This window comes from Deefgea tanakiae (assembly GCF_019665765.1).
Lineage (GTDB): Bacteria > Pseudomonadota > Gammaproteobacteria > Burkholderiales > Chitinibacteraceae > Deefgea > Deefgea tanakiae.
Window position 1 is genome coordinate 170082 of sequence record NZ_CP081150.1, and the last position, 23227, is coordinate 193308.

The following is a 23227-nucleotide window of genomic DNA, read 5'->3' on the forward strand; positions in this document are numbered from 1 at the left end:
CATGAAATTAAGTCCATTTTGGCGTGCGTATCGGCGCATGGTTGGGTCGGAGTCGCGGGCTCGTTTGGAAAATCGGGCGGATTTTGCGCTGATTATTTTGGGGGTGGCGGTAACGTCTTTGTCGACTGCCGCGACGCTGTATTTCATGCTCGGTGCAACCGGAACGATTGCTGGCTGGCATCGCGGTGAGTTGATTTTTATGCAGGGCTTTATGTTCTGTATTTTTGCGCCGCAAAGTGCCTGTTACAACAGTATGTTTTGGCTGGAACATTGGTTGAAAACAGGGGCATTTTTACGTTTTTATACGCGTCCGGCGAATCCTTTGTTGCTATTGGCTTTAGAGCGATTTCATCCGCAGGGCTTTATCGTGCTCATGATTGGTCTGGCGTATTGCTTGTTTGGCCTATGGGGTAGCCCACTGCTACAAGAGCCGATGTTCTATTTGGGATTTGTTTTGCTGATGCCCTTGTCGGCGCTGGTGTTGTGGGTGATTAATTTGGCAGCGATTTCAACGTGTTTTTGGCTGGGAGAGTCGCATCCGGTATTTATGACCACGGGCAAGTTGGTCGATATGTCGCGCTATCCGCTTGACCTGTTTCCAAAGTTGGCAACGATGATTTTTATGGCGCTGCCATTGGCAGGTACCGTGTGGTGGCCATGCCAAGCTTTGTTGCGTGATACCAGTTTGCCGCTTACTTGGCTGGGAATGGCCGTTTTGGCAGGTATTTGTGTGGCAGCTCTAAATTGGATGTGGCGTGCTGGGATGCGTCATTATGCTGGTGCTGGCGGATAGTTGAGTATTAGTAAACGCTAACGTTGAGCACTTTTTCGCTGCGTGGCGACTGGTATTGCTACTTTACTTGGCTTAATACGTATTATTTTTGCAATGCAGCATGGGTATGGATTGACGTACTTTGTTGGCATCTGGCTTAATGTGCGCCGTAAGTTTTTGTAACAAGCTGTTGTCATAAGGATTTTGTCATGCTCTATCCAGTCATTCGCTCTTCTATTCTTGCTGCAACTTTATTTGTTTCAGTGCCAACGTCTGTTTTGGCTTTTGATACCAACTCCACTCGCCCTGTCAATGTGAATGAGAAGGGGGTTGCGCTGCGTGGGTTTGATCCAATTTCTTATTTCAGCGGCAAAGCCCCTGTGATGGGCAGTGAATCGAATAAATTTGTATTTGAAGGTGCAACGTACTGGTTTGCTTCTGCAGATAATCTGGCCAAATTTAAAGCTAATCCAACGCAATATGCACCTAAATTTGGCGGTTTTTGCGCGATGGGCGTGGCCAAGGATAAAAAACTAGACAGCGACCCAACCGCTTGGCGCATTGTTGATGGCTATTTATTTGTACTGCAAAACAAAGAAACCCAGAAAAATTGGCAAGTCGATGTGTCGGGTAATTTGAAATCAGCAACAGTGGCATGGAATACCATCAAAAATATTCCACCTAAAGGCTTGTAATCAAAGGATCGATGCCAATCATAAAATGGTGATTGATTGGCATCGAGACCCTATGCAATGGCATTATCGTGTCGCTGAAGCGGCAGATTTACCCCAAATTGTTGCGATTTATAACAGCACCGTGGCATCTCGGCAGGTGACTGCCGATACCGAGCCTGTTTCAGTGGAGAGCCGACAAACCTGGTTTTCCGCTCATCAACGGCAAGATCGCCCCTTGTGGGTGGTGGAGCAGGCGGGACAAGTTGTTGGCTGGCTGTCTTTTTCGAGTTTCTATGGCCGTCCGGCCTATCAAGGCTGCGCTGAAGTGAGCATCTACCTTGCCGAGTCGGTGCGCGGGCAAGGACTCGGCCGTTTTTTACTTCAGTCTGCGATAGACTTCGCGCCTAGTATTGCTCTGCATACCTTGTTAGGCTTTGTATTTGGGCACAATACCCCGAGCGTTCAAATGTTTGAGCGATTTGGCTTTGCTAGGTGGGGGCACTTACCCGATGTAGCGGAGCTCGATGGGATTGCGCGCGATTTACTCATTTTTGGCTTGCGACTTAAACCGATTGACTGATGAGTTCTTGTTGCGTTGCTTGCCGTAGCGCAGTTAATTCGCTGATCGGGCAGGACTCGGGTGATGCTTCTAATTGCGCCCAGCGATCAGCCAACAGGTCCGCTCCAATTTGCAGGGCAATTCCTTTGGCGCTGTGCGCGTGGCGAATCGCATCTTCTCTCTCGCCTTGGCTGATTGCCTCAACAAACTGGACTTCTAATTCTTCAATCCGCGATAAGCCTTTTTGGCATAAGGGCCAAAAGCGCTCGACAGCAAAGCCTAAGCGCTGCATTGCATTGGTGGCATCGAGCATCAGCTTGGCTTCGGAGTGAACGGCAGTGGCTGGCGTTTCAGCCTCTTGATTTAAGAGTTCGACGATTTCATCGATCGTGAAGGGCTTGTGTAAGTGCCCAGTGAATGCGCCAAACCCCGCCTTGGTTTGCAGCTCGGAAAGGGGGCTTGCGGAAACTAGGTAGATTGGTTTGTGCCAGCCTTGTCCTCGCAAGTGCTCTGCCGCATCCATGCCATTCATTTCAGGCATTTGATAATCCATGATGATATCGTCAATCTGTGGATTTTTTAGCGTTTGCTCAATACCTTCGAGGCCATTGGCGGCTTCCAAGGTTTGAGCACCAAAGTCATGCAAAATTTCACAAATCATTTCACGGTTGATACTTTGGTCTTCCACGACCAAAACCAGTTTGTTGGCCAGTGATTGGGGATGGATAGCTCCTTTGACATCTGGAGTCTCCACGTCAGAGGGGGGTGTTGCTGATGCGGTTTGAGCTTGCACATTGACGATAAACTCACTGCCAACGTATTCTTGACTGGTAAATTGAATATCGCCATACATTAAGCGCGCGTAATCGCGACTCAGTGCAAGTCCCAAACCCGTTCCGCCTGCCAATTGCCCCGATTCACTCTGTTCAAAAGGCGAGAATATCCGTGCTTGGTCTATCGCTTTGATTCCGCATCCGGTATCACACACTGCTGCATAGATTTGGTAGTGCTCAGGGAGATTCTCGCCATAAAAAGTGACGGTCACTTTTCCCTTGTGAGTAAACTTTAGGCTATTGCTGATCAGATTAATCATAATTTGCCGGAATTTACCCGCATCTAAAATGATATTTTCGGGTAAATCAGGGGCGAGTATTATTTTGAACTGAATTGATTTTGCTTGCGCCATCATCTCAAACATCGTTTTAAGTTCTTGCTTGAATTGTTTAAAGCTGAGCGTTTGATTCACAAGGCAAAGTTTGTTTTGATCTGATTTGGATAAGTCGAGTACGTTATTTAATAAGCGCAGTAAATGTGCACCACTGTTGGCGATATAGCTGACTTCTCTTTGGTCTTCAGGTGCCAATGATTTGCGAGACAGTCTGTCGGTGTAGCCAAGAATAGAGGTCAGTGGGGTACGAATTTCATGACTAATATGCGCCAAAAATCGACTTTTGGCTTCATTGGCCACATCAGCTTGTTGTCGTGCTTCTTGCAGTGAGATCGCCGTATCAGCGAGCGCTTGGCGGCTTTTTTCTGAGCGCCACAGCGCGTATAAACCTAAACCGGCAAAGATAAATAACAGTAGCGTTTGTAGCGAAGCTAACATAATTCGTAACTCACCCCAGTGGCGAATATCTTTGCGATTTTCGTCGACTTCATGGGCGTCGTGAGTGCGGGCATCTTGAACTAATTGATTAACAGCCGGCTCAAGGGCGATAGTTCTTTGTTTAAATTCTTGCCACTGCGCAGGAGACAGCGGGTGAGCGTCATGTATTTTGGCGCTATCGTGAATGTAGCTAATGAGCGGTGCCATCAGCGGTTTGGTGAGCTCTGGGTGCATAAAAATCGGTGCTGCTTCAATTTCGCCCGCCGCAAAACTGTTGACTCGGCTATAGAAAATATCAAAACGCAAGTGCACTGCGTCTAGGTTCTCAGTATTAGCATACTGCACCACTTCTCTGAGGCGCTGATATTCATTATTGAGCTGAAAAAACTGCCAGAGCTGATTATCAATGCCACTTTCACTGGCGTAATTGAGTACTTTTTTCTGCTTAAGTTCGAAATGCACCATCATGCCAAAGTTACTGAGCAAGATAATACAAATCACAACAAAAATGATTCTAAATCTAGTCATGCGATGGTTTATTCCGCTGCAATGCTGCGCAATTGCCAGCTACAACGACGGTAATAATCTGTTTTGCGTAATTCTTCGTGTTCGTGAAATGGGTACACAATAAAAAGTGGCCCTTTTTCGCGTACTGACATGGGCTTGCCGTCGAGTAAACGCGCGACAATCACATCATATTGAAATGCATCACTGACAGGGATGCTAATCGTATAGTCGTTGAGGGCGACCAGCCGAATATTACCTGAGCTGATACCCGCTAATTTCAGCACATCACGCAGTAGTGGGCCTTCAAATTTTTTCGGCACCGGATACCAAGGCGTTTGCAGCGTCATGCTTTTTTGCGGCAATTTGCTCAGAGCAGCATCAGTGAGTTGCACCGCATTAGTGGCGGGTTTTCCTGTAACAGTGAGGATGATTTTTTCACCCACTTCGGCGGATGCAAACGCACTCAAGGTGGCAAAACAAAGGCTCAATAGTAAGCTGCGAAGCATGGTCGGGCTCAATTCATATTCGAGCTTTAAATTGTAACGTGAATATCGCGGACTTGTGACGAATTACCCCAGAATGCTCACTTGGGGCAGACGTTCGGTCAGCTTTGATGCAAAAAAGCCCGATATACGCTGCCAGCATATACGGGCTTTCTAAGCTTTGACCTCAGATTAAAGCATTGAGAAAGCGACCATCCCTACTGCGGCACCGGTTGTGCCTAAGATCGTTTCCATCACCGACCAAGTTTTTAGCGTCTGCATTTCATTGGCACCCGTGAACTTTCCAAATAGCCAAAAGCCAGAGTCATTGACATGGCTCAGTACAATCGAGCCACCTGCAATGCAAATCGACAAGGCGGCCAGTTGCGCACCAGAAAAGCCAGCTAACTCAATCACAGGTAAGACTAAACCCACGGTGGTTAAGCAGGCAACAGTGGCCGAGCCTTGAATGACGCGTACGGCGGCGGAGAGTACAAAGCAAGCAATAGCGATCGGTAAACCTGCGCTAATTAGTGCATTGCCAAGCGCTGGGCCCACACCCGAATCGACTAGGACTTGCTTAAATACACCACCTGCACCTGTCACCAGCAAGATAATCCCAGCTGGTTGCAGCGCTGCACTGCAAATTTCCATGATCTTTTCTTTACTCATGCCACGTGGGATTGCGAGTCCATAAATGGCCAATAAGCAGGCCAACAAAATTGCGGTGAAGGGGTGGCCGATCAGTTGTAACCATTGAAACATCGTGCTGCTTGGGTCGATCAAACGTGCAACGATCGTTTTAAGGCCAACAAGCAATAATGGGAACAGAATCAGCGACAAGCTAAAACCAAACGAAGGCATTTGATTTTGCCCTAAGGTTGGCTCACTCACGTCGCTTGGCAGCGCAAGGTGCACGTGTTTACTGATGAAATTACCGTAAATAGGGCCTGCTAAAATCATCCCTGGAATGGCTGCTGCGAGCCCGAGTAAAATCATCCAGCCGAAATCGGCGTTCATTTGAGAGGCCAATAGCATCGCGGTTGGGCCAGGTAGTAAAAATGCCGCCGAAGCTGCAACGCCTGCAAATAAAGGAATTGCGAGCTTGATAACATTACCGCCCGTGCGACGCGCTACGGCAAACACCACGCCAATCAATAGCACGATTGCCACATCAAAAAACAGCGGTAGTGTACAAATCAAACCCGCGATACCCAGCGCGTAGTTGGCGCGGCTATGGCCAAATTTATCCAACAATTTGACTGCGATTTGATCCAGCGCCCCAGTTTCATGCAAGATTTTGCCAAACATTGCGCCTAAAGCGACGACAATCGCCAAGAACCCCAGCGTACCGCCCATGCCTTTTTGCATGGTGTCAGCGATTTTATCCACCGGCATGCCGGAGAAAATACCTGCGCCAATTGAAACAATCATGAGCGCAACAAAAGCGTGTAAACGCGCTTTCATCACTAAAAACAGTAGTAACAGTACCGAGCCTAGCGCGGTGAATATCAGTGTGAGCGTTTCCATAATGATTACTCCTGCGCCAAAATGGCTTGGTGGGCTTGCTCGATCACCGCATCAAGCGGCTGGTCGATGTCGATCGTAATGACATCGGTTTCATCTGCGCCAGGCACTTCGAGTGCTGCAAATTGCGATTTGAGCATGCCGCTTTTTTGGAAATGACCTTGCCGTGCGATCAGCCGTTGCTCAATCACTTCGTAATCGCCCTGCAAAAAGAGAAAGGCTAAATTTGGGTTGCCGACGCGTAGTCGATCACGGTAAGACTTTTTGAGCGCTGAGCATACAATCAATGAAACTGGGTTGGCGCGTTGCATCGCGAAAGCGGCATCATTCAGTGAACCCAGCCAAGGTGCGCGATCATCATCATTGAGTGGCTGACCGGAAGCCATCTTTTCGATATTGGCTCTAGGGTGCAAAAAATCACCATCCAGAAAAGCGGCATTAAGTTTTTGTGCCAGTTGCGTTGCCACTGCAGATTTTCCACAGCCTGATACACCCATTAGTACGAATATTTTTGTATTTGCCATTTTTCGACTCCAATCTAAAATGTTTTGTTACTGGTAACATGTTACCAGTAACATACTGCCTACATTTTTGAGCCAGCTCAAGTTTAGACCACGGTTTTGCTATGATTTGAGCTTGGGGATACTACGTATGTAGTGGGGTAATTATTTACTACGAGGTGTATGTTTCGCTATGCATTATCAATAATGCCTTGGCGTGATATACGCTAGAAGGGTATTTACGGCGCAGAAATTACGCTACCACCCATGAATAATTGAAAGCCAAGATCGAGAGTACGATCGGTATAAATTTGGCCGTTGATACTGCCAATTAATCGCTCAGCCGCACAGCGACCGATGGCTTCACGTGGCGTGACAATACTGGCCAACTGCGGCTGCAATGCAAGACCAATATCTAAGTGATTCACGCCTGCAATCCGAACATCTTCCGGCACTCGTCGCCCTAGATTTTGCAATGCCAAGAGCGCGCCTGCAGCAATGTCGTCATTGGTGCAAAATACGCCATCGAGCGATGGGCGCTCGGCGAGCGCTTGTCGCATCAGTTCTCCACCCAGCGTGAAACTGGATGAGGCGCTGGTTTGCACGATATGCGTCGGCAGATTGCGCGCTGCCAGTGCTGCGCAAAAACCCGCTTCACGCAATTGAGTGCGGGTATCCATTCGGGCGGCTAAATACACCATTTCTCGGCAGCCTTGATCGAGCATCGCATTCACCATCGCCATGGCGGCGGCTTGGTGATCCATGCCAACGGATAAATCGATGGGGTGCGCGGGTAAATCCATCATTTCGACGACGGGAATCGCTGCAATCTCTAGCATTTGCAGCGTTCGCGCGGTGTGATTCGATTCTGAAAGCAGTAGTCCATCGATATGAAATGAAAGCAACTGCTCGATTTGTTGTTCTTCACGCTCAGGCTCGTAGCCATAATGGCCGTACAGCGTGTGATAACCGGCTGGCATCGTCATTTGCTCGATACCTTGTGCGACGGCGGAAAAAACTTGGTTAGACATCGACGGCAGCAAGACGCCGATGGCGCGACTGCGCGAGTTCGATAACATCGCGGGCACGCGGCTGGGGATATAGCCCAAAACATGCATCACTTCAGCAATTTTGGCCGCAGTTGCTGGCGCGACTAACTCGGGCGAGCGCAAATAACGACTAATCGTCATCTTCGATATGCCGACTTGGTCGGCTACATCTTGCAGCGAGGGGCGGCGAGGTTTATCAAGCATGCGCTGCGCCACAGACTGGGCAATTGGGGTCTTGTTTGTATTTCATTTCACGCCAGCGTGAGTTGCGGGCATCAAAGAGTTGCAGGCGACCAATCAGCGTTTCACCTAGCCCCATAATGACTTTCAGGGTTTCTGCCGCTTGCGCGGCACCAATAATGCCAACCAAGGGCGCAAAAACACCAAAAGTCGCACACGGCCCATCGTTCGCTTCGCCTTCTTCTTCAAATAAGCAGTGATAGCAAGGTGCGCCTGCAATGCGGCTATCAAACACGCTCAGTTGCCCGTCAAAACGAACCGCGGCACCGGATACCAAGGGGGTTTTGCTTGCCACGCAGGCGCGATTGACCGCATGGCGGGTGGCAAAATTATCGCAGCAATCGACGACGACATCGGCTGCGTTGACGAGCTCAAGCAAGCGCTCGCCTCTGGCGCGTTCTGCCAACGGTCGAATCTTAATTTGGCTATTAAGTTGCTGCAAAGTGACTGCTGCCGATTGCGCTTTGTTTTGCCCAACGCGGTCTTCGGTATGCACAATTTGGCGTTGCAAATTGGTCAGATCCACATCGTCGTCATCAACAATGGTTAGGGTGCCAATGCCAGCGCTGGCTAAATACAAAGCCACCGGAGAGCCCAAACCACCGGCGCCAATGATCAAAACATGCGCATTACATAATGCGGTTTGGCCTTCAATGCCAATTTCGTCGAGCAAGATATGGCGACTGTAGCGCAGCAGGGCCGCGTCATCGAGGTCAATTTGAGCAGATCGGGTTGGGCAAAAAGTCATAGCTCAAGACGCAAAAGCAAAGAAGCGCCAATTATAGCGCGCAGGAGGAGGAGTTTGGATTGTGTATTGTCAGAAAGTATTTAAATATGCCGTGCTTGGTGGTATATCCATCTAACCATTTATAAATAAAGGCTGTATGGATATACATGTCTTATAAGTAGCGGCGTAGTTCTTCGGGCGTGTCATCATGATCGCCGTGCGAGTGTTTTTCCCATACTTTGATATAGACATCGCGGCTTTTGATGTTGTGCTCTGGGATATTGAGGTTGTCAGATTGCACTTCTTCGCAATAGTGGGCGAGGGCGCGTTTGATTTTTTGCAGGATGTGGTTATCCAAATGAAAACCTGCTTCCATTAACACGTTTTCAAGTTTGAGTAGTGTGTGCTCGCTGATGCAGTATTGCACCGAAATACGATGATCACTCGGATGGGCTTGCACGGTAACACCGACAATACGCCCGAGTAGACGTGCCGCTTGCACTGCTTGATCAGTTGGCAGTGCGCTGAACACGATATCGCGGTGCTGGAGTTTGAGGTCGGTATGCGCTTTCATGATTGAGCCTATCGATAAGTCTTATCGTTGGTATAGATTAGGCTCTTTTTTTAGAAAATGCACGTCGATTTTTGGATTTTTGTCGCGAGCGAATAGAAAAAAACCGCTGGTTTTAAGCAGCGGTTTTTAGTGATGGTAGGCAATTAACTATTGGGTTGGTACACGACCACTTTCATGCCCGGAACTAAGTTTTGTCGATTCCATTTTTTGAGGTCGTCAAGATCAACGTCATATTTTTTTGCAATCAAACTATAGGTATCACCACGCTTGGCAACGTATTTGGTTGGCGCTGATTTCTTCCCATTTTTAGCGACGGCTTTACCAGGAATGTTCAAGGTATCACCGACAGAAATGTGATTCGATTTTTGCCCGTTGATGGATTTGAGCTGCGCCACTGTGAGGCCGTAGCGATTGGCGATATTAAATAAGGTATCGCCCTTAGCCACCTTGTGTTCACCCGCGGCAGCTGATTTGGCAAGGACAGGCTGCGCTTTAGGCGCGTCATTGGCGCCAGTATCAATCACATCAGATTCGCGATTTTTATGCAGTGCGAGCAAGGTTTGTCGCTCGGAAATATCTAAACCTGGTACTTTAGGCACCAAAATCGTTTGCCCACGCGCGATGCTGTCTTTGTTAGAGATGTCGTTAATGTCGCGTAGTTCGGCAGGTGCAATGCCAAAGGTTGCCGCGAGTTCATCAAAACGCTCGCCTGATTTAGTCACATAGGGCTGCCAGTTGAGTAGCGGCTCGGTGTATTGCGCTAAATTGCGTTCAAACACGGCTTTTTTGCTTACTGGCAACACCATATGGCGGTCGTCTTTATGGGCAATGACAGGACGGATAAAGCCAGGGTTGAGGCGAAGTAATTCATCCACGCTGATTTCTGCCAACTTTGCCGCTACCGAAACGTCCATATGTTTGCCGGTTTGCAGTGTAGTGAAGTAGGCATAGTTATTCATCGGCGTTAAAGTCACGCCATAGGCTTCAGGGTCGGCGATGATGTTGCGAATGGCGAGCAATTTGGGAACATAATTGCGCGTTTCATCGGGCATTCTTAGATCGATGTAGTTCGTCGGTAGACCCGCCGCTGCATTTTTGGCCACTGCGCGTTTGACTGCATTTTCCCCCCAATTGTATGAAGCTAAAGCCAATTGCCAGTCATCAAACATACCGTGAATATCTTGCAAGTACGATAATGCAGCACCTGTTGCCGCCACCACATCACGACGACCGTCATACCACCATGTGCGCTCTAAACCATAGCGTTTGCCAGTGTCGGGAATAAACTGCCACATACCCGCGGCCTTGGCATGCGATTCGGCGCGTGGATTGTAGGCCGATTCAATCATCGGCAGCAGTGCGAACTCCATTGGCATGCCACGTTTTTCGACTTCTTCGACCACAAAATGCAGATAGGGATTGCTGCGATTGATGATTCGATTCAGATAATCGGGGCGGCTGGCGTAGTAATTTTCCCATTTGCTCACCAAGGGGCTATCGATGTCGGGAATGACAAAGCCTTTGCGCACCCGCGCCCACAAATCTTTTTCCATTTGCGTTGTCATCACATTGCCAAATAGGGCGTCCATGACTTTGGCGGTATCGCCATCAAGTGATCCAGATGGAATGCTGAGGTTGTAGTCGAGTCGGATCTTGGCTGAATCTGCGGCAAAAAGAGAAGCCGATAAACAAGCAGAGAGGATGAGCGCAGGCAGTTGCAGCTTCATGAGCCGTGTCCCATTAAATGATGAAGTGAATCTCGCGATACTAAAGGCCGCTTTCATACCATGTCAACGCGTTAGCAGCGTTTATTTGATTAACGGAAAGAATCTTTCCATTGCCGAAGGGCGGTAAAGCAATCTAAGGCGGTCTTGATGCTGGGCGTATGCCGGGCAACGCGCTCTATAAACGCAATATCGTGTACTCGCAAGTATGGATTGGTGGCCAATTCGAGCGCGATCGTGCTGGGCAAAGTGGGCTCATTACGGGAACGTTTTTCACTTTCGATGGCCTGACGATTTTGTGTTGCGGCATGCATGGGGTCAACAGCCAGCGCAAAGCGTAAATTACTGAGCGTATATTCGTGCGTACAGCAGACCAAGGTTTCCGGTGGTAAGGTGGCGAGGCGCTGTAAACTATGAAACAGCTGTTCGTAGGTGCCTTCAAACAGTCGGCCGCAACCGCCAGCAAATAAGGTATCGCCACAAAAAAGAGCGCCCGCACCATAGAAACTCAGGTGATCAAGGGTATGGCCGGGGGTGGCGATGACTTGGAATGCTTCGCCAAGTAGATGAATCGTTTCGCCACCAGATAAGATGTGATTGACGTGCTTGATCCCTGCTGGGCCATAAATAGGGAGATCATGGTGAGCCAACTCAGCGAGTCCATCGGTATGGTCGTGATGGTGGTGGGTGATGATGACGCCTGCTAATTCAAAATGATGTTCGGCCAGCCAACTTTGTAATGGCTCAGCGGCTCCCGGATCAACCGCGACGACTTGCTGGTCGTTTTGCAGTAGCCAGATATAATTATCGGTAAAAATAGGAAGGCAGCTAATTTTGAGCATTTGCGATATTAATCCTGTGAGCCACTGTCATGAATGCTGAGTTTGATCATTTTGCCGCTTGGTTGGCGACTCCGCTAGGGCGATATGTCGCATTGAGCGAAGCCGCATGGTTTGAGCGCGCGGCAGTTGACCTGTTTGGTTATAAAGCGGTGCAACTCGAATTGCCGCAACTCGATTGCCTGCGCAGCAATCGCATGCCGTGGCGCCTGCAAGCCGGTGAAGCGGCGGGCACCCAATTAAAATGCACTGCACATGAATTACCGTTTGATGAGCAGAGTCTTGATCTCATCGCGCTGCCGCATGTTTTAGATTTTTCGCCCGACCCGCATGCGGTATTGCGCGAATGTCAGCGCGTCTTGCGCCCAGAAGGCCGGTTACTGATTACTGGCTTTAATCCATGGAGTTTATGGGGCTTGCGGCGACTGAAACCCAATCAAGATATGCCGTGGAAAGGCAACTTTGTTGCGCTGCCTAAATTAAAAGATTGGCTCGCAGAGCTTGATTTGCAGTCCGTCAATGACGAGCATTTGTGTTATCGCCCACCGATTCAGCGAGCGGGCTGGTTAGAAAAAAGCCGCTTTTTTGATCAAGCGGGTGATCGCCTTTGGCCTGCAGGTGGCGGCGTGTATTGTCTTGAGGTGGTAAAGCGGGTGCGCGGCATGCATGTGATTGAACCACAATGGCGAACGGTAACGGTGAACCAAAATGCGGCAGTGGTGGTTGAGAAAATGCGCCAGCAGGCTAGCAAAGATCGATGTAAGTGAGGTATTGGTACCTAGCCATTGATATTCAATGCACTGATGGCAATACGTCAATATTTTACTTGTCGCACTGTTTGGCGGTCTCTTGCATAGACTTGAGTATCTTATTAGCGTCTTCTCGGGTTTTGCTAGGAATGCGAACATCGTAGCCGCTGCCCAAATTTCCGCCTCCAAAAGCAATTTTGACGTCGTCATCACCGACATCAACAAACTGCACCACTGTTAAATTAATAAATCGTTCGGCCTTGGCTTCGCTCGGTACTTTCCACGGACAGAAAGTCGCCGCGAAACTAGGTGCTGCGGTTAAAATGAAAACCAAACTAATCGCAATTTTGCGCATGATCTAATCCGAAAGTGAATCAAAGATGATTGAAATTTACACTGATGGTGCTTGTAAAGGTAATCCAGGGCCCGGTGGTTGGGGCGCTTATTTGAAATATGGCGAACACGAAAAAGAACTCTTTGGCGGCGAAGCGCATACGACCAATAATCGCATGGAATTGCTCGGTGTTATTTCAGCGCTCGCTGCCTTAACGCGCACTTGCGAAGTGACGATTCATACCGACTCACAGTACGTTAAAAATGGTATTGAAACGTGGATTCACGGTTGGAAAAAAAACGGCTGGAAAACCGCTGCCAAACAGCCCGTGAAAAACGAAGACTTGTGGAAACTGCTCGATGAACAAGTCGCACGGCACCAAGTGCAATGGCGCTGGGTGAAAGGCCACGCAGGCAATCCCGGTAACGAACGAGCCGATCAACTCGCCAATCGTGGTGTTGAGTCATTGGCTGGCTAGTACTGGAAATACGCAGTGAAAGTGAACGCCTTGATTGGGTTGACTGTGAATTTCAATGCTGCCCTTCAGTTGTTGAGTGATCAGGTTATACACAATATTCATGCCCAAGCCACTGCCGCCACGCCCCATCTTTGTGGTGAAAAAGGGGTCGAAAATATGTTTTTGCGTATTTTCGTCCATCCCATTCCCATCGTCGCGATAGTCCAAAATCAATTCCCCCGCAGCGCCTTGAGTCAATTCAATCTTCATCAGGCCATTCGATCGGCCCTCAAATCCGTGCAATAGACTGTTATTGATGAAATTGGCGATAATTTGCGAGATGCTGCCAGGGTAGGTATCTACTTCAATACTAGGATTGCATTGGGCTACCCAGCGATACGGTGTGTGCTTAACACTCGGTGACAGGTTGAGCAAAATCTCGTTCAGATAATCGCTAACATTAATTCTGCGTCGAATATCACTATTTTGATCAACGGCGATTTCTTTAAAGCTTTTCACGAGTTCGGCAGCGCGCTGCAAATTCCGCTCGGTGACGAGGACGTTTTCCATCGCGGTTTTGACGAAACTGAGCAAGCGATTTTTTCCGAGCTTGCCAGAATCAATTTCAGCGTCGATTTGTTTGAGCTCGCTGTGCAAAGTACTGCTCGCGGTGACGCCGATACCAATGGGGGTATTGATTTCGTGGGCAATGCCAGCGACGAGACGCCCGAGCGAGGCCATTTTTTCATTTCTTTGTAATTCAGATTGAATTTTGTCGCGTTCTGTATTGGCAAACACTCGCTCAATTAAATGCACAAGATGACTGCAATGTAGAATATCTTCACGCTGCCACACATTTTTATGTTTGATTTGAAAAAAACTTACCATGCCCATTTGCTGATTGTGAGTTTGTAGCGGGAAGTCGAGCGAGGATTGTGGTGTGTGTTCGCCAAAAATACTTTGCATCTCACTGGCAGTTGGATGAAGTCGGGCATCTGGTGCAATGACGGCTTGACTGATTTGCTGGATAAATTGGTGATAATTTGGTGTTTTATCTCTGTCGATCGTGAGGTGAATCGGCGAACTGGTATTCGATTGCGCTTTACATTCATAGCTCATCGTGTGGTTATTGAGGGTCCAAATGCCGACCCAATCCAGTTGCAAAATACGTGCGGCTTCGTCGAGTAGTAGTTGTAATGAAGATTGCTGACCCAGATTGATTTCAGGATTGGCAGCCAGATCGAGTAGCTGTTCACTGATTGATTTTTGCGTTAAATCGTACTTTTTGAGCACCTGCAGCCGATCTGGTGCGCTGAGCAAATTCATGTTGGTTTGGGTAGCGTGCATTTCATGCACGTAATGCATCGCCTGCGCTAAATTGCCATTTTGCTCATGAATTCCAATTAGTAAGCGTAAATGTTCGACTTGTTGAAATAGTGAATTGCTTTCTTTGGCAAAAAGAAGCGCTTTTTCGCAATGGACTTGGGCGGCGGAAAAGTCTTTCTGTTTGAATAAAATCTGCGCCAAGGTGTCATAGCAAACCCCGCGTAACCACTGGTAGCTACACTTTTCGGCCATGGTCAGTGCGATATGAACGCTACTGTTGGCCGCTTCAAGCCGATCTTGCTCAAGATATACGTGGCCTAAATGCCAGTGTGATTCAGCAATGTACTCCTTGATATTGCCTAAGGTTGCATAATGCAAGCCACGTAAAAACTGCGCTTCGGATTGTTCCAGTTCATTGGGGTAATAAAAATGATTGACCCCGATATTGATGGCTAGCTTGCTGGCCAGATAGGGATTATCAATTTTATCGATGAGCTGCTCGGCGTCTTTAAAGTAGCGACTGCCTTGACCGGGGTCACCCAGCTCATTGCTAATTTGGCTCAGACCAATCCGAGCTTCAATGCCTGAGGCGACATCGCCAGTGAGTAAGCTCGTATCAATACAGCGGGTCCAGTTTTGCAGAGCGTCGCGGTATTCACTGCGGGTGTAGTGAATACGACCGAGCGCTTCAAAAAGACGGCCCGCTTGCCAAGCGAGTGCGTTTTCTTCGGCAAAAGTCAGCGCAAGTTTGAGTTCCGCTTCGATGGTGGCCGCTTCTCCAATGCGCTCCAGCGTAAAGTAGCGTTGATAGAGCGCATCCAATTGCAAGGCGTAGTCGCCTTGGTTCTTTGCTGAGGTTTCAATTTGCAGATAAATACGCAGTGCGATGCGAGGATGCTGACGGGCAATTTTTGCGAGCCGCTGCAAATCAGAATGCATGAATTCCTCCGGGTTCGTTCTGCGTGTTTTAGATTTATAGCTTAATTCATCGCCGTTTCTTCCTTATTTTGTCGACTCAAAAGCGATCACATCCATGCCCAGCACGCCGAGCGACATACTTTGATGCAAGGCTTTATGATGCGCTGATTGACCTGCTGCCGCTTTGGCGATCAGTAGCGGTAAAAAATGTTCGGGCGTGGGATGGGCACGGCGGGCGTGAGGCAAATTGTTTTGCCAGTTTTCCCAATCAGCAGGGCTATAGGTATCGAGCGCTGAGTAAGTAGCTGCAATGAACTCAGCTGCATACGGTTCAATATCAAATTCAGTTTGCCCCGATTGCATTCGGCTAAAAGCATCGCGTAAATTGTGCGTGATACTACCCGAGCCAATCAACAGCACATCATTCGGCAAAATTTCAGCTAAACGTTCACCCAAAGCCCAGTGTGCGGCAGCATCCATATTTTTCGCCAGCGAGATCGTTACTACGGGCACATTGGCGGCGGGATACATCAGTTTCAGCGGCACCCATGCGCCGTGATCCAGCGCGGGGTCATCGGTGATGGCCACTGTGAGCCCAGTGTTGGCGAGTTGCTGCGCTAGGCGTTGCGCGAAATCAGCGTCTCCTTGCGGGCGATATTGCATTTGGTACAGCTCAGGGGCAAAGCCGCCAAAGTCATGCCATTCCTGCCATTGTTGGGCGATACCGACCGTGGTGTGCGATTGAATATTGTGCGCCGAAATCATCACGATCAACTTGGGATGCGGCAGCGCTTTACCGAGTGACAGTAGAAAATCGCGCGGCGGAACATCGTCAATAACGAGCGATGGCGCGCCGTGACTAATAAATAAAATGTGGGGCATAAGTTCATCCTTTTGATGCTCCAATCATACGGTTTTGGCTTTCATGCTGCGGCGAAATGATTTGAACAACTTGGTGGGAAAAAATGAATCTCGTCTTGGCGATTGACTAGAGCACTGGCCGTTGAGGCTTGCTGCTGCCGCGATGGGCTGGAACATCAGTTACAATAGCGGCCATTGTTTTGTGGGGAATGTGGGTATGCGTCAAATCTTTTTGGATACCGAGACGACAGGTTTACGCGTTGAGGACGGCAATCGCTTGCTAGAGGTGGCTGGGGTCGAAATGATTGACCGCAAATTATCCAAAGCGGAGTGTCATTTTCATCGTTTTGTGAATCCTGGCCGCGACTCGGAAGAGGGCGCATTGAATGTTCACGGCTTAACGACTGAGTTTTTGGCCGACAAACCTAAATTTGCTCAAATCGTTGATGATTTTCTCGACTTCGTCAAAGGCAGTGAGCTGATTATCCATAATGCGCCGTTTGACGTCGGCTACCTGAATATGGAGTTGGGCAAGCTTGGGCGCGGCAAGATTGAAGATTACGTTGAGAGCATTACCGATACGCTGAAAATGGCCAAAGACTTGTGGCCGGGTAAGCGTAATAGCCTCGATGCGTTGTGTGATCGTTATGATGTCGATCGCTCAGGGCGGACTTTGCACGGCGCGCTGATTGACTGCGAGTTGCTCGCCGAAGTGTATATGGCGATGACGCGGGGGCAAGACAGCCTATTGATCGACTTTGCGCCAACGGCCGAAGAAAACGCCAGCAATTTAGAGCGCCGCAATAGCAGCCAACCGCTGATCATTACGCAGGCCAGCGCCGAAGAACTCGCTTTACATCAAAAATATCTCGATGCCCTCGATAAAACCGTCAAAGGTAGCTGTGTGTGGCGTGAACTTGAGCCGCTAGCGACGATCGAGGGCAATCCACAATGAGTGTTTGCATGAATACCGCCGAACTAAAATCTGCCGCGCACGCCGCGTGGGACGACCATGACGAAGCCTTGGCCGAACAGCACTTTTTGGCTGCGCTAGCGATCGACGAGCAAGATGCGGTGACGAACTACGATTTGGCGCTGCTGTATAAATATCAAAGCCGTTGGGCCGAGTCGCTGCGCTACAATCGCCGCGCCGCAGAACTCAATCCCGAAGATGAGGCCGCGTGGTGGAATCTGGGTATTGCTGCTACGGCGATGTCAGACTGGGAAACTGCGGCGAAGGCTTGGGCATTTTTTGGCATCACTATGCTGCTGGATGCCTTGGAAAATGCCGCGCCAGATTTAAAACTGGGCTTAATTCCAGTCCGAATCACGCAGGATGATCAGGTTGAAGTGCTGTGGGCAAATCGCCTTGATCCGGCGCGGGCGCAGATTGTTAGCGTGCCGATGCCCGATTGCGGCGTGCGTTATCACGATATCGTGCTAATTGACGGCGCACCGCGCGGAACACGGATATTGCATGGCAAAGAAGTACCGGTATTTGATTGGCTCGAATTTTGGCAACGCTCGAACTACTCAACGTATGTGATTGAAGCAAATGCATCCCAAGAGCTGGCGGTAAATACCCTTGATAGTTTGGTTGTAGATGCTGGCTTGGCGCTCGAAGATTGGGGCAGTAATGTGCAAATGTTGTGTAAAGCCTGTAGCGAAGGAATACCGCACGAGCATCATGATCAGGTCGCTGCTGTTGCAGAAACAAAATGGCAGCCAGAACGCGAATTTGGCGTCGCCGCGCTGAATGATCAAGCACTGGCTGACGTGCTCGACGCTTGGCAAGCTGCGCATCCTGAAGTCGAAATCATTGAGGTGTACAACGCGCTTGATGCTGATGAAGACGCTGAGGGCGAGTCAGAATGAGCGCGCTGGCGCTGGTTCCAGCAGCAGGTAGCGGCAGCCGAATGGCGTCCGCCACACCGAAACAATACTTGGATTTGCTCGGGCAACCGTTGATCGCGCACACGCTACGCGCTTTGCTGGGCGCAGCGCGATTGGCGCAAGTGGTCGTCGTTATTTCCCCAGAAGACGAGTGGTGGGAAAGCTATGACTGGTCTGATTTACTCGGCGACTCGTTCGCGCGCTTGCTGGTGCTGCGCGTCGGCGGCGATAGCCGTGCGCAATCGGTGCTCAATGGTTTGGCGGCGTTGCCGCAGTCAGATGCATGGGTATTGGTTCATGATGCTGCGCGGCCTTGTATCACCAGCTTGCAAGTTGACGCCATGATTATCCAGTTAGAGTATGACCCTGTAGGCGGTATTTTAGCTGTTCCAGTCGCAGATACCCTGAAGGTGGCAACGAATGAGCAGAGCATCGCTCGCACGACGCCGCGTGCCGGACTGTGGCAAGCGCAAACGCCGCAAATGTTCCGTCAGCAAGAACTGCTGTCGGCACTACAAGCCGCTTTGCCCGAACACGTGGCAGATATTACCGATGAAGCCAGCGCGCTAGAACGGTTGGGAAAATCCCCAAAATTGATTATGGGTAGCCCGTGGAATTTAAAAGTGACTTATCCGCAGGATTTGATTTTGGCGGGTTTATTGCTGAAGGCCGAGTCGCTCTAATCTGTTTGAATGACAAAAACTAAAAAGCCCGCGTGAATCATTCAGCGGGCTTTTTTTATGTTCAAAGGACTGACGTGTTTAAATGACTTGCTGTGGAACGGCTGAGTTGGTGAATTTCACGCCATTGAGCAGCTTTTGATACATTTCAGGATCAATCCATTCTTGCTGGCATTGCGCTGAAAATTCAATTTGCGAGAGCTGGATTTCGCCCATGCGCGGATTGTAGGCGTCGTGGCGAAAGGCTTGCGCGTAACCCGTTTCGGTTTCGTGGGCGATGATGGAATGCAATCTAACGTCGCTTTCGCCGTTGGCCATCACCGTTTGCGCCAACACCTGATCAATAATCACAAAGAAGAGGCGGGCAAACTGTTCAGCCGATGGTGACACTGGCATCGAGATCCAGCGCGCTGAAAATGTTTTGCATAGACGAATATATTCCGCATCATCTTTATCCCAAAAACAAATCGCATGATCGAATGCATCGATCACGTCGCGAATGGTGCCTTTCATCAAGCCAAAATCGTAAACCATTTGCCCATTATCGAGCGCATCGGCTTCCAGCAGCACTTCTACTTTATAGCTGTGGCCGTGGATCGATGTGCGGCAGCGCTCAGACGAGCAATTGCGAACGATATGGGCGTTTTCAAATTTAAATAGTTTGCGAATCAACATATTAATAGCTGGCGATGAGTGAGGCTTGTTTTTAACAGAGTCAGCGCTTGAGGGCAAGGCGGGGTCTCGGTAATTGGCTGATTTTTGGGTGTACTTAATACCACTGCTTTTGAGCTTAACGGATGCTAATCGTGATTTCTTTCAAGAAAACAAAGCGAAAGAATCAAGAAAGCACATGGCTGACACAGATTTTCGAAAGAGAAAAAACATGAGATTTTCGTCACATTTGAGTCATGTTTTGCAAAAAATTTACTGCTTTGACTACTGAGGTAATTAGATTGTAGTTACATCAGTAAACGCTAATTAATGTATTGCTTTCAAGTTTTGCTGCGATTTATATCAATTAAATCATTGGCTTGGTATTTTTATGCTGCAGTGCGGCACAAGTGTGTTAGTCGTGTTATGTAGTAAATAATACGGAAGTACTGTTTTTACTCGCCACCCACAATTTTGTTTGGATTTAGGGTGTTGACAATGGTTTTGGCTTAAGGATAAATCGTAATTGCCGAGGTCGGCCTGGAAGTGGTGTGGTCGGTCAGCAAGGGCTAATGCCATAATTCTTACAAAATGGTAACAGCTCTAAGTTGCAGAATAAGACCAATTATTTTGCAGCATGAATGCCAATCAATAATATGGAGGAGACTTTAATGTCCCATTTGAATCGCATCGCATTTGCAGCTATTCCGGCCGCTATTGCAATGATCTCAGTAAGCGCATTTGCTGCTACTGCATGGAATAGCACTTCTACCTACGTCGCTGGCGACGTTGTGACCTACTCTGGTAAAGATTTTAAAGCCAAGTGGTGGACACAAGGTAACGTACCTGGAACAGAGCAATGGGGTCCTTGGGAAGCATTGACGGGTCCAGTGGTAACAGTTGCTCCAACTGCAACTCCTGTTGCTCCAACGGCAACACCAGTTGGCCCAACGGCAACACCTGCATCTCCAACTGCAACACCTGCAGTAGGCTCATGTACTAATGCAGCTTGGAATTCAGCAACTGCATACAATGGCGGCGCACTAGTTAGTTCTAATGGCCGTAACTACAAAGCACAATGGTGGACACAAGGTAATGAACCTGCGACTAATGTAGGTTCTGGCAAACCGTGGCTTGATCTTGGTCCTTGTGGCGGCAGCGTAGCGACCCCAACGCCAACAGTGGCACCAGCAACGCCAACACCAACGGTGGCTCCGGCAACGCCTACTCCGACGGCTAAGCCTGCAACACCAACGCCAACAGTAGCCCCGGCAACACCTACAGTGGCTCCAGCAACGCCAACGCCAACAGTGGCTCCAGCTACCCCGACTCCGACTCCGACAGTTACGCCACCAGCAACACCAACGCCGACAGCCACTCCAATCGTAGGGACGCAAGACCAATGCCGTCCAGCTGGCTTGGTGTCTGAAGTTGCCAACGTGCCATACTGCGATGTTTACGATACTGCTGGCCGTGAAAAACTCGCTAACAACATGAAACGCCGTAGTATCGGTTACTTCACCAACTGGCGTACTGGCAAAAATAATCAGCCTTCATACCTCGGTGCTGATGTGCCTTGGGGTGATATCACTCACGTGAACTACGCATTTGCACACGTGAATGACCAATGGAAAGTGTCGATTGGTGATGTAAACAATCCAAACAACTCTTCAGTAGGCATGGAATGGCCGGAGAAAGGCGCTAAATACGCGTTGAATCCAAATCTGCCATACAAAGGCCACTTCAATATGTTGCAAGCCAACAATAAGAACGGCGTTAAACTGCTGCTCTCTGTTGGGGGTTGGGCTGAGACTGGTGGCTTCTTTAATGATGCCGATGGCCGTACCGTATCAGGTGGTTTCTACGCATTGACGACTGACCCAGTGACGGGCGCAGTTCGCCAAGATCGTATCGATGCTTTTGCTAAATCAGCAGCTGCTTTTGTTAAGAAATACAACTTTGACGGTATCGACATCGACTACGAATACCCAACTTCAATGAGCGACGCTGGTAATCCAGAAGACTGGAAGATTGGCAATGCAAAACGTGGCGACTTGTGGAAAGGCTATATGGCCTTGATGAAAACGTTGCGTACCGAGTTGGATAAACAAGCCGTTGCTGATAATAAGTACTACCAATTGACGATTGCATCACCATCGTCAGGTTACTTGCTACGCGGTATGGAAGATTTCGAAGCAGTTAAATACCTCGACTTCGTGAACATCATGACCTACGACTTGCACGGTGCATGGAACCACTTCGTGGGCCACAATGCTGCCTTGTATGATTCAGGTAAAGATAACGAAATCGCTGATGCGAAGATCTACGACACAGCAGGTGATGGTAAGTACTACAACGCTCAAGGTTACTTGAACATTGACTGGGCTTATAAATACTTCCGCACTGCATTGGCTGGTGGTCGTATCAATATCGGTCTACCGTACTACACTCGTGGTTCACAAAACGTAACGGGTGGCACGAATGGTCTGTGGGGTCTGTCTGCTCTAGCTGATCAAACTAAGTGCTACCTCGGTACTGGCGGCAACTTAGGTCCTAATGCATTGAGCGCGAAAGCAGGTGCTCCGTGCGGCTTCGGCGCACAAGGTATTGATAACTTGTGGTTCGACCGTGATGCAGCTGGTAATGAAATGTTTGCCGGTGTGAATCCGCTGTGGCACGTGAACAACTTGCGTGATGGCTTGCCAACACCGTACGTTGCTCAATACGGTCATGATGTGACTAAGCCAGCTGGCCAAGCGATTGGTAACTACATCGAGTCTTACGATGATGTTGCTAAATCATCATGGTTGTGGAACCCAACGAAGAAAGTGTTCTTGTCGACTGAAAATGAGAAATCATTTGCAGCCAAAGTACAGTACGCAATCGACCAAGGTGCCGGCGGTATTATGTTCTGGGAAATGGCGGGTGACTACAGCACGCCAGCACAAAACGGTACTTCTTCATACGGTATGGGTAGCTACTTGACTGCAATGGCAGCGAACAAATTACGTGCTGCAGCACCGTACGGTGTGAAAGCGGGTGATGAGAAGTTTGTTCAGCCAGCTGAAGTATTGGATGTAGCAATTGATTTGGTTGGTTTCAAACCTAAAGGCGATGATAACTACCCACTCGCAATTGGTGTGAAACTGAAAAACAACTCAAATGTTGATCTGACTGGCGCGAAAGTATCATTCAATATCGCACCGTCTACACCATTGGTACCAGCGACAGTTCAATTCTTGAAACCTAGCGATCCACCTACAGGTGCAGGCATTGAAAACCTAGTTGATATCTATAGCGGTGGTACTTGGTCTGCAGTGCCAGCATCAAGCACTGTTGGTAACGTCGGCGGCCTGCCAAATGGCTTCCACCGCGTAACGTACGAGATGAAAGCTACTGGTTGGGGCGTGTCTGACTTTAGTGCAGGCAAAACCATCACCATCGGTATGCGTGTATTTATGCCGATGACGATTCCAAGTGGTGTTACGCTCACATTGCCAAACGGTAAAGTGTACGGTATCAAGTAATAAGCTAGACCTTGACTCAGCTTGGCTGAGTTAACGAAAACGCCACGATTA

At 49.0% G+C, this 23227-nt stretch carries 22 protein-coding genes; 9 read left to right on the forward strand and 13 right to left on the reverse strand.

Going from position 1 to position 23227, the window contains the following annotated elements; all coding sequences use genetic code 11:
- Position 1 precedes the first annotated feature (1 nt).
- The 3 genes from K4H28_RS00825 (at position 2) to K4H28_RS00835 (ending at position 2026) form a co-directional block, all read left to right on the forward strand.
- Positions 2 to 793, forward strand: a complete 792-nt coding sequence (locus K4H28_RS00825) for an ABC-2 family transporter protein (protein WP_221006396.1) — start codon at positions 2 to 4, stop codon at positions 791 to 793.
- 188 nt (positions 794 to 981) lie between these two features.
- Positions 982 to 1467: a YHS domain-containing (seleno)protein gene (locus K4H28_RS00830; protein WP_221006397.1), complete on the forward strand. Its 486-nt coding sequence runs from the start codon at positions 982 to 984 to the stop codon at positions 1465 to 1467.
- A gap of 52 nt (positions 1468 to 1519) precedes the next feature.
- The gene (locus K4H28_RS00835; RefSeq protein WP_221006398.1) at positions 1520 to 2026 is read left to right on the forward strand and encodes a GNAT family N-acetyltransferase; all 507 of its coding nucleotides are present in this window, start codon (positions 1520 to 1522) and stop codon (positions 2024 to 2026) included.
- On the opposite strand, the gene K4H28_RS00840 is transcribed toward K4H28_RS00835, so the two are convergent.
- From K4H28_RS00840 to gloB, 9 genes are all read right to left on the reverse strand, one after another.
- Entirely contained in the window at positions 2010 to 4139 is a 2130-nt protein-coding gene (locus tag K4H28_RS00840) for a hybrid sensor histidine kinase/response regulator (protein WP_221006399.1), read from the reverse strand. The genes K4H28_RS00835 and K4H28_RS00840 overlap by 17 nt on opposite strands.
- An 8-nt stretch (positions 4140 to 4147) precedes the next feature.
- Positions 4148 to 4624: a putative pterin-binding protein gene (locus tag K4H28_RS00845; protein WP_221006400.1), complete on the reverse strand. Its 477-nt coding sequence runs from the start codon at positions 4622 to 4624 to the stop codon at positions 4148 to 4150.
- A gap of 168 nt (positions 4625 to 4792) precedes the next feature.
- Complete coding sequence (gene gntU / locus K4H28_RS00850; RefSeq protein ID WP_221006401.1) at positions 4793 to 6130, reverse strand: gluconate transporter; 1338 nt, start codon at positions 6128 to 6130, stop codon at positions 4793 to 4795.
- A gap of 5 nt (positions 6131 to 6135) precedes the next feature.
- Positions 6136 to 6651, reverse strand: coding sequence for a gluconokinase (gene gntK, locus K4H28_RS00855; RefSeq protein ID WP_221006402.1), 516 nt, complete (start codon positions 6649 to 6651; stop codon positions 6136 to 6138).
- 215 nt (positions 6652 to 6866) lie between these two features.
- Complete coding sequence (locus tag K4H28_RS00860) at positions 6867 to 7880, reverse strand: substrate-binding domain-containing protein (RefSeq protein WP_221006403.1); 1014 nt, start codon at positions 7878 to 7880, stop codon at positions 6867 to 6869.
- Complete coding sequence (locus K4H28_RS00865; protein WP_221006404.1) at positions 7873 to 8664, reverse strand: HesA/MoeB/ThiF family protein; 792 nt, start codon at positions 8662 to 8664, stop codon at positions 7873 to 7875. The genes K4H28_RS00860 and K4H28_RS00865 overlap by 8 nt, the downstream gene beginning before the upstream one ends.
- A gap of 151 nt (positions 8665 to 8815) precedes the next feature.
- Positions 8816 to 9217, reverse strand: coding sequence for a hypothetical protein (locus tag K4H28_RS00870; RefSeq protein WP_221006405.1), 402 nt, complete (start codon positions 9215 to 9217; stop codon positions 8816 to 8818).
- Between the two features lie 143 nt (positions 9218 to 9360).
- Positions 9361 to 10944, reverse strand: a complete 1584-nt coding sequence (locus tag K4H28_RS00875) for a lytic transglycosylase (RefSeq protein ID WP_221006406.1) — start codon at positions 10942 to 10944, stop codon at positions 9361 to 9363.
- Between the two features lie 89 nt (positions 10945 to 11033).
- The gene (gene gloB, locus K4H28_RS00880) at positions 11034 to 11783 is read right to left on the reverse strand and encodes a hydroxyacylglutathione hydrolase (protein WP_221006407.1); all 750 of its coding nucleotides are present in this window, start codon (positions 11781 to 11783) and stop codon (positions 11034 to 11036) included.
- A gap of 29 nt (positions 11784 to 11812) precedes the next feature.
- Here gloB and K4H28_RS00885 point away from each other — a divergent pair, with 29 nt between their 5' ends.
- Complete coding sequence (locus K4H28_RS00885) at positions 11813 to 12547, forward strand: class I SAM-dependent methyltransferase (protein ID WP_221006408.1); 735 nt, start codon at positions 11813 to 11815, stop codon at positions 12545 to 12547.
- Positions 12548 to 12602: 55 nt separating this feature from the next.
- On the opposite strand, the gene K4H28_RS00890 is transcribed toward K4H28_RS00885, so the two are convergent.
- Entirely contained in the window at positions 12603 to 12884 is a 282-nt protein-coding gene (locus K4H28_RS00890; RefSeq protein WP_221006409.1) for a hypothetical protein, read from the reverse strand.
- 25 nt (positions 12885 to 12909) lie between these two features.
- On the opposite strand from K4H28_RS00890, the gene rnhA reads away from it, so the two are divergent.
- Entirely contained in the window at positions 12910 to 13341 is a 432-nt protein-coding gene (gene rnhA / locus K4H28_RS00895; protein WP_221006410.1) for a ribonuclease HI, read from the forward strand.
- Here rnhA and K4H28_RS00900 read toward each other — a convergent pair.
- Positions 13327 to 15585 (reverse strand): GAF domain-containing sensor histidine kinase, encoded by a 2259-nt coding sequence (locus tag K4H28_RS00900; protein WP_221006411.1) that lies wholly within the window; start codon positions 15583 to 15585, stop codon positions 13327 to 13329. The two genes, rnhA and K4H28_RS00900, sit on opposite strands and share 15 nt — an antisense overlap.
- 63 nt (positions 15586 to 15648) lie before the next feature.
- A complete protein-coding gene (locus tag K4H28_RS00905; protein ID WP_221006412.1) occupies positions 15649 to 16446 on the reverse strand; it encodes a DODA-type extradiol aromatic ring-opening family dioxygenase in 798 nt (265 codons plus the stop codon).
- A 196-nt stretch (positions 16447 to 16642) separates the two neighbouring features.
- Here K4H28_RS00905 and dnaQ point away from each other — a divergent pair, with 196 nt between their 5' ends.
- From dnaQ to ispD, 3 genes are read left to right on the forward strand one after another with little or no spacing between them, the layout of a single operon-like run.
- The gene (dnaQ, locus tag K4H28_RS00910) at positions 16643 to 17380 is read left to right on the forward strand and encodes a DNA polymerase III subunit epsilon (RefSeq protein WP_221006413.1); all 738 of its coding nucleotides are present in this window, start codon (positions 16643 to 16645) and stop codon (positions 17378 to 17380) included.
- An 8-nt stretch (positions 17381 to 17388) separates the two neighbouring features.
- Positions 17389 to 18300 (forward strand): hypothetical protein, encoded by a 912-nt coding sequence (locus K4H28_RS00915; RefSeq protein WP_221006414.1) that lies wholly within the window; start codon positions 17389 to 17391, stop codon positions 18298 to 18300.
- Entirely contained in the window at positions 18297 to 19001 is a 705-nt protein-coding gene (gene ispD / locus K4H28_RS00920) for a 2-C-methyl-D-erythritol 4-phosphate cytidylyltransferase (RefSeq protein WP_221006415.1), read from the forward strand. Before K4H28_RS00915 ends, ispD begins: the two co-directional genes overlap by 4 nt.
- A gap of 78 nt (positions 19002 to 19079) precedes the next feature.
- Here ispD and K4H28_RS00925 read toward each other — a convergent pair whose 3' ends face one another.
- Positions 19080 to 19673 carry a 6-pyruvoyl trahydropterin synthase family protein gene (locus tag K4H28_RS00925; RefSeq protein ID WP_221006416.1) on the reverse strand — a complete coding sequence of 198 codons (594 nt, stop codon included), beginning with the start codon at positions 19671 to 19673 and terminating at the stop codon, positions 19080 to 19082.
- A gap of 647 nt (positions 19674 to 20320) precedes the next feature.
- Here K4H28_RS00925 and K4H28_RS00935 point away from each other — a divergent pair.
- On the forward strand, positions 20321 to 23176 hold the full coding sequence (locus tag K4H28_RS00935; protein ID WP_308443465.1) for a glycosyl hydrolase family 18 protein: 2856 nt from the start codon (positions 20321 to 20323) through the stop codon (positions 23174 to 23176).
- Positions 23177 to 23227: the final 51 nt, after the last annotated feature.